Source organism: Cellulosimicrobium funkei (assembly GCF_001019615.1).
GTDB lineage: Bacteria > Actinomycetota > Actinomycetes > Actinomycetales > Cellulomonadaceae > Cellulosimicrobium > Cellulosimicrobium cellulans_E.
The window spans coordinates 310,448-323,818 of record NZ_JNBQ01000003.1 but is presented as its reverse complement, the minus strand read 5'-3'; the positions used below and the strand labels follow the sequence as shown (position 1 = coordinate 323,818).

General features: G+C 73.3%; 12 protein-coding genes. 5 read left to right on the top strand and 7 right to left on the bottom strand.

Annotation, left to right across the window (positions count from 1 at the left end; genetic code table 11):
- Positions 1 to 36 precede the first annotated feature (36 nt).
- Both FB00_RS05895 and FB00_RS05890 read right to left on the bottom strand, forming a co-directional pair.
- Complete coding sequence (locus tag FB00_RS05895; RefSeq protein WP_047231903.1) at positions 37 to 417, bottom strand: hypothetical protein; 381 nt, start codon at positions 415 to 417, stop codon at positions 37 to 39.
- Between the two features lie 29 nt (positions 418 to 446).
- Positions 447 to 1,220 carry a YwiC-like family protein gene (locus FB00_RS05890; RefSeq protein ID WP_231581732.1) on the bottom strand — a complete coding sequence of 258 codons (774 nt, stop codon included), beginning with the start codon at positions 1,218 to 1,220 and terminating at the stop codon, positions 447 to 449.
- Positions 1,221 to 1,478: 258 nt separating this feature from the next.
- Between FB00_RS05890 and nrdD the strand changes: the two genes are divergently transcribed.
- Positions 1,479 to 3,677: an anaerobic ribonucleoside-triphosphate reductase gene (gene nrdD / locus FB00_RS05885; RefSeq protein WP_047231902.1), complete on the top strand. Its 2,199-nt coding sequence runs from the start codon at positions 1,479 to 1,481 to the stop codon at positions 3,675 to 3,677.
- On the top strand, positions 3,674 to 4,291 hold the full coding sequence (nrdG, locus tag FB00_RS05880; RefSeq protein WP_231581731.1) for an anaerobic ribonucleoside-triphosphate reductase activating protein: 618 nt from the start codon (positions 3,674 to 3,676) through the stop codon (positions 4,289 to 4,291). The genes nrdD and nrdG overlap by 4 nt, the downstream gene beginning before the upstream one ends.
- A 76-nt stretch (positions 4,292 to 4,367) precedes the next feature.
- On the opposite strand, the gene FB00_RS05875 is transcribed toward nrdG, so the two are convergent.
- Positions 4,368 to 5,219: an ABC transporter permease gene (locus FB00_RS05875; RefSeq protein WP_082141034.1), complete on the bottom strand. Its 852-nt coding sequence runs from the start codon at positions 5,217 to 5,219 to the stop codon at positions 4,368 to 4,370.
- Positions 5,216 to 6,226 carry an ABC transporter ATP-binding protein gene (locus FB00_RS05870; protein ID WP_047232026.1) on the bottom strand — a complete coding sequence of 337 codons (1,011 nt, stop codon included), beginning with the start codon at positions 6,224 to 6,226 and terminating at the stop codon, positions 5,216 to 5,218. Before FB00_RS05870 ends, FB00_RS05875 begins: the two co-directional genes overlap by 4 nt.
- A 132-nt stretch (positions 6,227 to 6,358) precedes the next feature.
- Between FB00_RS05870 and FB00_RS05865 the strand changes: the two genes are divergently transcribed.
- Entirely contained in the window at positions 6,359 to 7,315 is a 957-nt protein-coding gene (locus FB00_RS05865) for a TetR/AcrR family transcriptional regulator (RefSeq protein ID WP_052877478.1), read from the top strand.
- Positions 7,316 to 7,347: 32 nt separating this feature from the next.
- Complete coding sequence (gene pgm / locus FB00_RS05860) at positions 7,348 to 9,042, top strand: phosphoglucomutase (alpha-D-glucose-1,6-bisphosphate-dependent) (protein ID WP_047231900.1); 1,695 nt, start codon at positions 7,348 to 7,350, stop codon at positions 9,040 to 9,042.
- A gap of 74 nt (positions 9,043 to 9,116) precedes the next feature.
- Here the strand turns inward: pgm and FB00_RS05855 are convergent, their stop codons facing one another.
- Together FB00_RS05855 and FB00_RS05850 are read right to left on the bottom strand one after the other, a co-directional pair.
- Positions 9,117 to 9,980 (bottom strand): 2Fe-2S iron-sulfur cluster-binding protein, encoded by an 864-nt coding sequence (locus FB00_RS05855; protein WP_052877477.1) that lies wholly within the window; start codon positions 9,978 to 9,980, stop codon positions 9,117 to 9,119.
- On the bottom strand, positions 9,977 to 11,881 hold the full coding sequence (locus FB00_RS05850) for an FAD-binding protein (protein ID WP_197088755.1): 1,905 nt from the start codon (positions 11,879 to 11,881) through the stop codon (positions 9,977 to 9,979). The genes FB00_RS05855 and FB00_RS05850 overlap by 4 nt, the downstream gene beginning before the upstream one ends.
- Positions 11,882 to 12,117: 236 nt before the next feature.
- Between FB00_RS05850 and FB00_RS20975 the strand changes: the two genes are divergently transcribed.
- Entirely contained in the window at positions 12,118 to 12,846 is a 729-nt protein-coding gene (locus FB00_RS20975; RefSeq protein WP_052877475.1) for a hypothetical protein, read from the top strand.
- A gap of 111 nt (positions 12,847 to 12,957) precedes the next feature.
- Here the strand turns inward: FB00_RS20975 and FB00_RS05840 are convergent, their stop codons facing one another.
- The gene (locus FB00_RS05840; protein WP_047231899.1) at positions 12,958 to 13,263 is read right to left on the bottom strand and encodes a GNAT family N-acetyltransferase; all 306 of its coding nucleotides are present in this window, start codon (positions 13,261 to 13,263) and stop codon (positions 12,958 to 12,960) included.
- Between the last annotated feature and the right edge of the window lie 108 nt (positions 13,264 to 13,371).

Sequence of the window (13,371 nt, the reverse complement as noted above, 5' to 3'; positions counted from 1 at the left end):
ACCCTAGCGGCGGCACCGCCGGGAGCGCCCGGGTCGTCAGCGCGGCGATCGTCCGCTGAGCTCCGCCTCCCAGACGAGCCACTTGCGCCGCACCGCGGCGGCGACGTCGACGCCCAGGGAGCGCGCGAGCAGCAGCAGGTGCGCCAGGACGTCGGCGACCTCGTCCGCGAGGGGCGAGGCCGCGCCGTCGCGCCCGGTAGCCCCGTCAGGGGCAGCCCCGGACGGCGCGTCCCCGCGCGGGCGGGTGCGCCCCGTCGCGACGAGGAACGCCTGGGTGAGCTCCCCGACCTCCTCGGCGAGCTTGAGCATGAACCAGTCCGGGTCACGCTCGACGGCGAACTTGCGCGCGTAGAGCGCGGAGATCGCCTCGACGCGCTCCGTGAGGTCGTCGAGCGTGAGGGGCGCGTCGTCGTCCATCGCGCCAGTGAACCACCGCACGCCCGGGGCTACCGCACCACGAGCGCGACCGCGAGCAGCAGCACCGTCGCGACGATCTCCCCGATCCCGACCGCCTTGGGGCTCAGCGGCCGGCCCGGCAGCACGGCCGCGCGCATCGTCACGGCGGCGAGGAATGCCGTCGCCCACCACCACGAGGGGTCGTGCACGACGGCGAGCACCCCCGCCGCGACGGTGACCCCCGCGTGGTACGCGACCGACGCGACGACGTACGACCGCACGCCGCGCTCGCGGATCATCGTCTTGACGTAGAGCACCGTGCCGAAGAGGTAGGCGAGCAGGAGCGCGGCGACGAGCCAGACCTCCGCCGGGACCACCAACACGGGGGTGCCAGGCGGTCGGCACGCGGCGTACGCGACGACCGTCATGAGCGACGCCGCGACGGTCATCGCGCCGCCCGCGGCGACGGACCGTTCCGTGCGCTGCGCCGACGCCCACAGGCCGAGCGCGAGTAACGGGACGAACACGGGGGCCCAGAGCGCGAGCGCGGGATCGAGCACGAGCACGACCAGCCCGAGCGGCGCGGCGACCGCGCCGTACGTGAGCATCGGACGCCGGTAGCGAGCCCGGCGACGCGACTTCAGCCAGAGCCCGGCCGCGAAGTAGGCGAGGTAGCCGACCAGCCACAGCGCACCCAGCGCGACGGTCACCGGCCGGAAGCCGGCGTCCTGGATCCCCCGGACCGTCCCGACGACGAACGGCAGGAGCAGCATCGGCCACGCGCCGTGCTGGTTCGGCACCCAGCCGGGAGGACGTCGGGACACGCCCCGACGCTAGCGCCGCGACGCGCGGTCCCGACCGCGAGAAATCCCCGCCCCGCCGGGTCGCACGACCCTGCCCGACGGGACCAACGTCCCGACCTGTCCTGCGGTCGCCGCCACGCCGGGGATCGGTGTCGCACGCGTCAGTGGGACTAGATATGGTGGCGCAGCCGTGATCCAGACCCCACATGTTGGGGTGCGGTCCGTCTCGCAACCCCTGCGGGACGCAGACGAGAACTCGGTGGGCAGAGGGGACGAGCGATGAGCACCATCGAGCTCGACCAGGCAGCACCGCGCAGCACGACCGCCACGCTGGAGGTCCTCAAGCGCGACGGCCGACGACGGCCGTTCGACGACGGCCGGATCCGTGCCGCCGTGACGAAGGCCTTCGCGGAGGTCCACGGCGACCTGGGCGCGACGCACCGGAGCCGCGTCGACGAGGTCGTGGGCCGCGTCGACGAGGAGATCGCCGCGCGGTTCGTCGGGGCGGTCAAGATCTACGAGATCCAGGGCGTCGTCGAGCACGTGCTGCTCGAGTCGCACGAGTACGACGTCGCGCGCGCCTACATCGACTACCGCGTGGAGCGCGACTTCGCGCGCAGCCGCGCGACGGACCTCAACCACTCGATCGTGCGGCTGCTGGAAAGGGACTCCACGGTCGTCAACGAGAACGCGAACAAGGACAGCGAGGTCTTCAACACCCAGCGCGACCTCACGGCCGGGACCGTGGGCAAGGCGATCGGGCTGCGGATGCTTCCTCCGCACGTCGCGAACGCGCACCAGAAGGGCGACCTGCACTACCACGACCTCGACTACCACCCCTACGCGCCCATGACGAACTGCTGCCTCATCGACTTCCGGTCGATGCTGTCGAGCGGCTTCCGGATCGGGAACGCCCAGGTGGAGCCGCCCCGCTCGATCCAGACCGCGACGGCGCAGATCAGCCAGATCATCGCGAACGTGTCCTCCAGCCAGTACGGCGGGTGCTCGGTCAACCGCATCGACGAGCTCCTCGCTCCCTACGCCGAGCGCAACCTGGGGAAGCACCTCGCCGACGCGCGCCGCTGGATCGCCGACGAGTCCAACCACGAGGAGTACGCGCGCGAGAAGACGCGCAAGGACATCTACGACGCGATGCAGTCGTTGGAGTACGAGATCAACACCCTGTTCACGTCGAACGGGCAGACGCCGTTCACGTCGGTCGGGTTCGGTCTCGGCACGGGCTGGCTGGAGCGCGAGATCCAGCGCGCGATCCTCCAGATCCGCCTCCGCGGGCTCGGCAGCGAGGGTCGCACCGCGATCTTCCCCAAGCTCATCTTCACGCTGCGGCGCGGGGTGAACCTCGACCCCGGCGACCCCAACCACGACCTCAAGCAGCTCGCCGTCGAGTGCGCGACCAAGCGGATGTACCCGGACGTGCTGTCGTACGACAAGATCGTCGAGCTCACCGGGTCGTTCAAGGTGCCGATGGGCTGCCGGTCGTTCCTCCAGGGTTGGCAGGACGAGCACGGCAACGACGTCTCCGAGGGCCGCATGAACCTCGGCGTCGTGACGCTCAACCTCCCCCGCATCGCGCTCGAGGCGGACGGCGACCTCGACGCGTTCTGGCGACTGCTCGACGAGCGCCTGGAGACCGTGCACGACGCGCTCGTCTTCCGCATCGAGCGCTGCAAGGAGGCGACGCCGGGCAACGCGCCGATCCTCTACGTCCACGGGGCGTTCGGGGAGCGTCTCGCTCCCGGCGACGACGTCGACCGGCTCTTCCGCGACGGCCGCGCCACGGTGTCGCTCGGGTACATCGGGCTGTACGAGGTCGCCGCGGCGTTCTTCGGCGGCGCCTGGGAGCACGACCCGCGGGCCAAGGAGCTCACGCTCGACGTGCTGCGGTCCCTGCACGCGCACGCCGCCGGGTGGACGGCGCGGCTCGGCTACCGGATCAGCGTCTACGCGACGCCGAGCGAGAGCCTCACCGACCGGTTCTGCCGCCTCGACCGGGAGCGGTTCGGCGCGGTGCCCGACATCACCGACAAGGACTACTACACGAACAGCTTCCACTACGACGTCCGCAAGAGCCCGACGCCGTTCGAGAAGCTCGACTTCGAGGCCGAGTACGCGCGGTACACGTCGGGCGGGTTCATCCACTACTGCGAGTACCCCGTGCTCCAGCAGAACCCGAGGGCGCTGGAGGCCGTCTGGGACTACGCCTACGACCGCGTGGGCTACCTCGGCACCAACACGCCCATCGACCGCTGCTACGCGTGCGGGTTCACGGGCGACTTCGACCCGACCGCGCGGGGCTTCGCGTGCCCGTCGTGCGGCAACGCCGACCCGCGCACGTGCGACGTCGTGAAGCGCACGTGCGGGTACCTCGGCAACCCGCAGCAGCGCCCCATGGTGCACGGCCGCCACGCGGAGATCTCCGCGCGCGTCAAGCACCTGGCGGACCCGGCGTCGCCGTGACAGTGGCGCGCACCCCCGGCCCCGGCTGGCGCTCGGACCGCGTCAGCCAGGGGTACGTCGCGGACTACAAGCCGTTCGTCATGGTCGACGGCGAGGGCGTGCGCTGCTCGCTGTACGTGAGCGGGTGCCTGTTCGCGTGCGCGGGCTGCTTCAACGAGGCCGCGTGGAGCTTCCGCTACGGCCGCCCGTACGACGACGCCCTGGAGGACCGGGTCCTCGCCGACCTCGGGCACTCCGCCGTGCAGGGCCTGTCCCTGCTCGGCGGGGAACCGTTCCTCAACACGGGCGTGTGCCTGCGCCTCGTGCGCCGGCTGCGCGCCGAGCACGGCGACCGCAAGGACGTGTGGTGCTGGACGGGCTACACGCTCGAGGAGCTGCAAGAGGGCACCCCGGACCAGCGCGCGCTGATCGCCGAGGTCGACGTGCTGGTCGACGGCCGCTTCGAGCTCGCGCGCCGCGACCTCACGCTCGCGTTCCGCGGCAGCACCAACCAGCGCGTGCTCGACGCGCGGGCGTCCCTCGCGACCGGCCATGCCGTCCCGTGGCAACGACCCGGCGCGGCAGGGTCCGAGTCCCCAGCAGAGGCCCGGCAAGCCGAGGTAGAGCCCTGGTAGCCCGAGGTAGAGGCGTGGTCATGGTCCAGGCCTCTACCTCGGCGCACCAGGCCTCTACCTCGGCGGCGGGGTGCTGTCAGACGGTCTTGCGGGTGCGGCGGATGCCGACCCACAGGCCGACGACGCACGTCACCGCCGCGGCGACGAAGCCCCACAGCACGTCCGTGCTCGCGAACGTCCCGGCGAGCAGCGCGCGCTCGGCGTCCACGATGTAGGTCAGCGGGTTGAACAGCGCCGCCGTGCGCATCCACGCCGGGCCGGCCTCGAGCGGCAGCATCATCCCGGACAGGATGAGGAGCGGGAACAGCAGCGACTGCTGCACGCCCCAGAACAGCCACTCGCGGTTCTTCGCGGCGAGCGCGAGCGCGATGGACAGCGCGCCGACGCCGACGCCGAACAGCCCGAGCAGCAGCAGCCCGACGAGCAGGTGCAGCGGGTAGAGCGTGAACCCGAACGGGACGCAGACCAGCGCGATGAGCAGGCCCTGCACGACGAGCGGCGCGAACTCCTTGAGCGAGCGGCCGACGAGGATCGCGGAGCGGTCGAGCGGGGTCGCGAGGACCCGCTCGTAGGAGCCGGTCATCATCTCGTAGAGCAGGTTCGACCCGCTCATCGAGGTGCCGAACAGCGAGATCATGACGATCACGCCGGGCACGAACCACTGCAGCGTCTCCGCGGTCGACCCGCCCCCGCCACCCCCGAACCCGCCGACCGCGCCCGTGAGCAGCGGGCCGAACAGGCCGAGGAAGATCAGCGGCTGGAGCAGCGAGAAGATCAGCGTGAACGGGTCGCGCAGGACGAGCAGGATCTCGCGCGTGAAGACGGCCCAGGTGTCGGCGAGGAACTTCGCGACCCCGGTCCGCAGGAACGCGTCGGTGCCGGGTGTCGTGCGGCTCGCCGGCGTCGAGAGGTCGGTGCGCGTGCTCATGCGGCCTCCTCTCGCAGGCTGCGCCCGGTGAGGTTGAGGAACACGTCGTCGAGGCTCGCCTGCTTGAGCTCGGCCGAGCGCACCGCGAGGCCGCCGACGCGCAGCGTCTCGATGGCCTCGGGCAGCCGGTCCGCGCCGCGGGTCGTCGAGATCCGGACGGTCACGACGCCGTCGGCGCCGCTCGTGGTCTCGACCTGGCCCACGTCCTCGGCGAGCGACGCGCGGACGCGGCCGACGACGTCGGGCACCGCACCCGCCCCCTCGCCGGCAACGCTGCTCCCGCCCGCCGTGGGGACGACCGCGAGCGTGATGACGTCGTCGGCGTGGCTGTGCTTGAGCGCGTCCGGCGTGGCGTCCGCGATGATCTCGCCGTGGTCGATGACGACGACGCGCTCGGCCATGCTGTCGGCCTCGTCGAGGTAGTGCGTGGTGAGCACGATCGTCATGCCGTACCGCTCGCGCATCGCGGCGATGTGCTCCCACAGGTTGGCGCGCGCGTGCGGGTCGAGTCCCGTCGTCGGCTCGTCGAGGAACAGCAGCGGCGGGTGGTTCATGAGCCCGAGCGCCACGTCGAGCCGCCGCCGCTGGCCACCGGAGAGCGACTGGACCGTGCGCTTCTCGAGCCCGCCGAGGTCGAGCGCCTCGAGGAGATCGGCGGCGCGCCGCGTGTACTCGGCGGGCGGCAGGCCGTAGAAGCGGCCCTGGTTGTGCAGCTCGTCGAGCACGCGGTAGGAGTACCCGCCGCCGTTGCCCTGCCCGATGAAGCCGATGCGGGAGCGGACCCGGGCCGGGTCGCGCGCGACGTCGTAGCCGGCGACCTCCGCGGTCCCGGCGGTCGGTTCGAGGAGGCTCGTCAGCATCCTCAGGGTCGTGGACTTGCCGGCCCCGTTGGGGCCGAGGAAGGCGACGAGCTCGCCCTCGCGGACGTCGACGTCGATGCCCTTGACGGCCTCGACGGTCTCTTTCTTGCGGTGGAAGGTCTTGGTCAGGCCACGGGCTCGGATCACCGGAGCCACCCTTTCGTACGCCGTACCGAAATTGAGGATCCACGTTAGCATACGGTGTACGGGAAGAGGCAAGCCTTGGGCCCGCCGAGCTTGTCCGGGCGGGACGCGACCGAAGTCGGGGAGGATACGCACGTGACGACCGACCGCACCGACGAGCGCGACGGCGACCTCGCGCCGTCGGGCACCCCGCAGACCTCGCCCGCGACCCCGGAGCCGGAGGAGCCGGAGCGTCTGCGCGGCGTCGTCGCGGCCGCGGACGCCGGGGTCGCCTCCGCCGTGCAGGCCGCGGAGCACGCACGGGCCCAGTTCACCGAGGTCGTCCGCACGCCGGAGATCACCCGGCGCCTCGCGCTCCTGTGGGACCCGCCCGCGCCCGCGACCCGCGGGCGCAAGCCGCGGCTCACGCTCGAGGACGTCGTGAAGGCCGGGATCGTCGTCGCGCAGGAGGGCGGCCTCGACGCGCTGTCCATGCGCCGCGTCGCGACCGAGCTCGGGGTCGGGGCGATGTCGCTCTACACGTACGTCCCGGGGCGCACCGAGCTCGTCGACCTCATGATCGACCGCGCCTACGCCGAGCTCGACCTGCCCGCGGCGGGAGCCCCGTGGCGGCCCGCGCTCGCGCAGTACGCGCACGAGCTGTGGAACCTCTACCTGCGCCACCCGTGGATCCTCCAGACCAACATGTGGCGCGCCCCGCTCGCGCCCCACGTGCTCGACGCCCAGGAGGCGGGCCTGCGCACCATCGTCGACACCGGCCTCTCCGAGCTCCAGGTCGTCGACACGCTCGGCCTCGTCGACAACTACGTCCAGGGCCTCGCGCGCGCGACGGTCGCCGAGCGCACCGAGCGCGACGCGACCGGCGTCGGCAACGACGAGTACTGGACGACGCTCGGCAGCTTCTGGGAGGACTGGTTCGACGTCGAGCGCTACCCCGTCATGACCCGCGTCTACGTCGCGGGCGGGTTCGACGCCCCGCAGGGCCCCTTCGACGCGAGCCTCGACCGCCTCCTCGACGCCGTCGAGATGGCGATCGACCGCGCGAACGCCGGACCGTCCGAGCAGACCCGACCGGACGGCGGTCCCGGCTGACGCGCGGGCGTCACCCCTGGCAGGATCGACCCATGGATCCCCGCGCCGGCACGCCCGCCCAGCCCAGCGACCTCATCGACGTCGACGCCGTGGTCGGCGCCTACTACGACCTCGCGCCCGACGTCGACGACCCGGCCCAGAAGGTCGTCTTCGGCACGTCGGGCCACCGCGGGTCGAGCCTCGACCACGCGTTCAACGAGGCGCACATCATCGCGATCACGGCCGCGATCGTCGAGTACCGGCGCTCGCAGGGCACGGACGGCCCGCTGTTCATCGGGCGCGACACGCACGCGCTGTCGCTCCCGGCGTGGCAGACCGCGCTCGAGGTCCTCGTCGCGGCGGGCGTCCAGACGTACGTCGACGCGCGCGACTCGTTCACCCCGACCCCCGCCGTCTCGCAGTCGATCCTCCTGCACAACGAGGCGACGACGGTCGACGGCGTCCGCACCACCGGCCCCGGCCTCGCGGACGGGATCGTCGTCACGCCGTCGCACAACCCCCCGCGCGACGGCGGCTTCAAGTACAACCCGCCGCACGGCGGCCCCGCCGGGTCCGAGGCGACCGGCTGGATCGCGGACCGCGCGAACGAGATCCTGCGCGACGGCGTCGCGAGCGTGCGGCGCGTGCCGCTCACCCAGGCGCTCACGTCGGAGCACGTGCACAAGCACGACTTCCTCACCACGTACGTCGACGACCTCGCGAACGTCCTCGATCTCGACGCGATCCGCGACTCCGGCGTGCGCATCGGCGCCGACCCGCTGGGCGGCGCGTCGGTCGAGTACTGGGGCGAGATCGGCGAGCGGTACGGGCTCGACCTCACGGTCGTGAACCCGCAGGTCGACCCGCGGTGGGCGTTCATGACGCTCGACTGGGACGGCAAGATCCGCATGGACTGCTCCTCGCCGTACGCCATGGCGTCGCTCGTGTCGGGGATGACCGGCGACTCCGGCGACGCCGAGGGCGGCGCGCCGTTCGACGTCGCGACCGGGAACGACGCGGACTCCGACCGCCACGGGATCGTCACGCCCGACGCCGGGCTCATGAACCCCAACCACTACCTCGCCGTCGCGATCCAGTACCTCTACGGCGGCGCGCGCGAGGGCTGGCGCGACGACGCGGCGATCGGCAAGACGCTCGTGTCGTCCGCGCTCATCGACCGGGTCGCGGGCGGCCTGGGCCGCCGGCTCGTCGAGGTGCCCGTCGGGTTCAAGTGGTTCGTGCCCGGCCTGCTCGACGGGACCGTCGGGTTCGGCGGCGAGGAGTCCGCCGGGGCCTCGTTCCTGCGCAAGGACGGCCGCGTCTGGTCCACGGACAAGGACGGCCTCCTCCTCGCGCTCCTCGCGTCGGAGATCATCGCGACGACCGGCCGCACGCCGTCCGAGCACCACCGCGACCTCGTCGAGCGCTACGGCGAGTCCTGGTACGCGCGCGTCGACGCGCCGGCGACGCTCGAGGAGAAGGCGACGCTCGGCAAGCTCTCGCCCGAGCAGGTCACCGCGACCGAGCTCGCGGGCGAGCCGATCACCGCGAAGCTCACGAACGCGCCCGGCAACGACGCCCCGATCGGCGGGCTCAAGGTCACGACCGAGAACGCGTGGTTCGCGGCCCGGCCGTCGGGCACGGAGAACGTCTACAAGATCTACGCCGAGTCGTTCGTCTCGGCCGAGCACCTCACCCAGGTCCAGGCCGAGGCGAAGGACGTCGTCTCCGCCGCCCTCGGGAGCTGACGACCCCGCCGAGGTAGAGGCGTGGTCACGACCACGCCTCTACCTCGCGGGACCAGGGCTCTACCTCGTGAGGATCACGTCGTCCGACGGCGCTCGCGCGCGTCCCACGTGTCCGTCGCGACGCGCTGGGCGTCGCGGAGCGCGCGGGCCGGGTCGACGCCCTTGGGGCAGACCTGGGTGCACGCGCCGACCTGGATGCACGGCCAGGCGCCGAACTCGGTGTCGAGGACGTCGGCACGGTCGAGCTCGCCCGCGTCGCGCGAGTCCTCGTCCCAGCGGCGCGCCGTCGCGACGACGGCCGGGCCGAGGAAGTCCGGCGCGACGTCGAGCTGCGGGCACGCGGCGTAGCAGAGCATGCAGTCGATGCACTCGGCGAAGCCCTTGAACGCGGCGAGCTCGCCCGGCGTCTGCCGGTGGCCCGACGACGGTCCGTGCGCCCGCAGCGCGTCGTCGCCGTCCGGCGTCGGCGGGTCGGTGACGTCCTCGCTCCCCTCGACCCCAGCCCCCACCGAGGGCGGGTCGACGAGCGGGAGCCGCGTCGCGCCGTCGGGCACGAGCCAGGGCTGCACGGTGGCGAGCTTGCCGAGGAACGCGTCGGTGTCGACGACGAGGTCGCGCAGCACCTCGGCGTGCGCGAGCGGCTCGACGACCAGGCCGGACGTGCGGTAGCCGCGCACGAACGTCTCGCACCCGAGCACCGGGCGGCCGTTGACCATGACGCCGCAGCTCCCGCAGACGGCCATCTTGCACGACCACCGGAACGTCAGCGTGGGGTCGGCGTGGTCCTTGACCCACTGGAGCGCGTCGAGCACCGAGGTGCGGTCGTCGTAGGGGACGTCGAACACGTCCCGCCGCCCGGTGCCCGCGCCGTCGGGCGAGGACCGCGCGACCTCCAGCCGCACCGTCCGCGCCTCCACCGGCACCTCCGCCTCGCTCACGACCCTGCTCCCTCCTCCGCCGAGAACGACATGAGGGTCGTCGTCGGGCTCTTTCCGGCCCTCAAGTCGTGCTCGGCGCCCACGGGGTGGGGCGCGGCGTCGGCGCCCACGGGGTGGGGCGTGACCTCCATGCCCCCGTCCCGGGCGAGCCGGACCTCCGAGTGGCGCGGCACGTCGTCGGCGTCCGGGAAGTCGAGGCGCTGGTGCGCGCCGCGGGACTCCTCGCGCGCGAGCGCGGCCGCGACGGTCGCGTGCGCGACGAGCAGGGTCGCGCCGAGCTCGACGGTCGTCGCCCAGTCGGTGTTGAGGACGGCGCTCGTGTCGGCGACGCGCACGTCGTCGTACCGCGCGCGCAGGACCTCGAGCGCCGCGAGCGCCCGCCGCAGCCCGTCGGCGTCGCGGTAGATCCCGGCGTCGGCGTCGAGGACGCGGCCGAGCTCGGCCCGGATCGCGGCGGGCGGCTCGGTGCCGCGCCCGCGCATCGCGAGGTAGCCGTCGGCGATCTCGGCGGCTCGGTCGACGACCTGACCGTCCGCCGACGCGGGACCGACGCCGGCCCCCGCGCCCGCCGCGCCGCCGTCGGACCCGGGGTGCCCGGCCGCGCGCGACCACGCGAGCGCGGCCTCGCCCGCCGCGCGCCCGACGACGAGCGTCTCGACGAGCGAGTTCGACCCGAGCCGGTTGGCGCCGTGCAGGCCGGTGGAGGCGCACTCCCCCGCGGCGAACAGCCCCGCGACGCCGGTCGTGCCGCGCGCGTCGGTGCGGATGCCGCCCATCGTGTAGTGCGCCGTCGGGCGGACGGGAACGGGCTCGGCCGCAGGGTCGACGCCCGCGAACTGCTTGGCCAGGCCGGTCACGAGCGGCAGCCGCTCGGCGAGCCGCTCCTTGCCGAGGTGCCGCAGGTCGAGCAGGACGACGCCGCCGTCCGGCGTCGGGATCGTGCGCCCGTCGCGGTCGGCGTGCCAGAACGCCTGCGACAGCCGGTCGCGCGGCCCGAGCTCCATGGTGCGCGGCACGGGCGCCCCGACGGGCGTCTCCGGGCCGAGGCCGTAGTCGGCGAGGTAGCGGCGCCCGTCGGCGTCGAGCAGCACCCCGCCCTCGCCGCGTGCGGCCTCGGTGAGGAGGATGCCGCTGCCGGGCAGGCCGGTCGGGTGGAACTGGAGGAACTCCAGGTCGCGCAGCGGCACGCCCGCGCGGAGCGCCATCGCGGTGCCGTCGCCCGTGCAGATGCCCGCGTTGGTGCTCGTCCCCCACGCGCGCGCCGAGCCGCCGGTCGCGAGGACCACCGCGGGCGCCTCGAGCAGCAGCGGCTCGCCGCGGTGCTGGTCGTGCACGACGACGCCGCGCACCCGGGCGTCCGGCCCGCCCGGGTCGTCGACCACGAGGTCGAGCACGTGGTGCTCGTCGTACCGGCGGACCGGTCCGTCGGCGCCCGAGTACCGCAGCGAGGTCTGGAACAGGGTGTGGAGCAGGTGGAAGCCGGTCTTGTCGGCGGCGAACCACGTGCGCGCGCGGCTCATGCCGCCGAACCGGCGCACGGCCACGTCGCCGTCCTCCGTGCGCGACCACGGCAGGCCCCAGCGCTCCAGGCGGTAGAGCTCGCCCGCCGCACGCTCGACGACGAACCGGACGGCGTCCTCCTCGCAGAGCCCGGCGCCACCGGCGAGGGTGTCGGCGACGTGCTGCTCCAGCGAGTCGTCGTCGCCCACCACGCCCGCGGCCCCGCCCTCCGCGGCGACGGTGTGCGAGCGCATCGGGTAGACCTTCGAGACGAGCGCGACGACGGGCGCGCGGCGGTCGTCACGAGCCGCGGCCTCCGCGACCGCGAGCGCCGCGCTGAGCCCGGCCGCGCCGCCGCCCACGACGACGACGTCGGCACGCTCGACGCGCAGGGCGGTCACGCGCACCCCCACCGAGCGGCCGTCGCGGGGCGAACGCGCAGGTCCGCGCACGCGGGAGTCGTCGGGGAGAGGCGGTGCCGAGGCATAGGGGAAGGGTCCTCGCGCTCCGGCGGCGGCGCAACAGGCGAAGGTCCCGGAGCCGGGCCCGTCTCATGGGCACCGCTCCCCATCGATCCGGAGGCTCGACTCTGGGTAAGGTCCGTGCGGCACCCCTCCCCGAAACACCGGAGCTCCTCATGCGTCCCGTCCGTTCCGCCGCTCGCCTCACCGTCGCCGCCGCGCTCGCGCTCGGCCTCACCGCGTGCACCATCAACGTCGGCGGCGGCACGCCCGAGACGCCGACGCCGGACGAGACGTCCGCCGAGGAGACCGCTCCGGTCGAGGACGCGGAGGAGGTCGACGACGCCGCGGCGGAGGAGACCGGGGCGAGCGGCGAGCTGCCCGACTGGGCGAACCCCGTCACGAACCCGGGCGAGCAGATCTCGACCTTCAACGTCGGCGACGTGCGCATCGACGTCTACCAGGTGGGCGTCACGCAGGCGACGAAGGACGGCCTGTTCGTCGACCCGGAGAACAACCAGCCGATCATCGCCGAGGGCGACGACATCGTGTTCATCAACTACGTCATCACGAACGAGGGCGCGCCGATCGACCTCGGCTCGAGCCTCGTGAGCATCGACGAGCGCTACGACGACTGGCCCTACATGCAGGGCATGGACACGATCGTCGACGACGAGCTGTACGAGGCGCAGGGCGTGAACGACGACGGGATGGCGCCGGGCGCGTACCGCGAGCCGACGGTCTACACGTTCGGCACCGGCCAGTCGTACTCGTACGGCGTGAACTTCCGCTACCAGTCGGGCTCGCCCATCACGTTCGACGGCACGATCGTCCCGGTCGACGCCGAGGGCGAGCTGCTGCACGACGAGCGCATGGAGGGCGAGGGTACGGGCACCATCTCCTGATCCCTCGCGACCCCTCGCGGGTTCGCTGCGGCACGCGAGCGCCCTGGTCCCGTGGGACCGGGGCGCTCCGTCGTCTCAGCGGCGGGCGTCGCACCGCCGCCGGGCGTCGCCTCACCGCCGGGTGAGGTCCTCGTAGTCCGGGTGGCGCTCGATGTAGGCGCGGATGAACGGGCACAGCGGCACGACGCGCTCTCCCGACGCGCGGACCTGGTCGAGCGCGCCCGCGGCGAGCGCGGAGCCGATGCCCTTGCCCTCGAACGCCGGGTCGACCTCGGTGTGCGTGAAGATCACCTTCCCGGGCTCGCGGACGTACGCGGCGAACCCGGCGACGACGCCGTCGTCGGTGCGGGCCTCGAAGCGGTCGCCCTCGTCGGTGACGGTGACGGTCGTGGTGCGGGGTGCGGGGCTCTCGGTCATGGCGCCCATCGTCGCCGCCGGGCGGCCGCCGGACAACCGGCGCGCCGGGGCCGTGCGCCGTGGCGAGACGGTCGTCACGTCCCGCCCCGCGCCGCGAATTCGCTACCG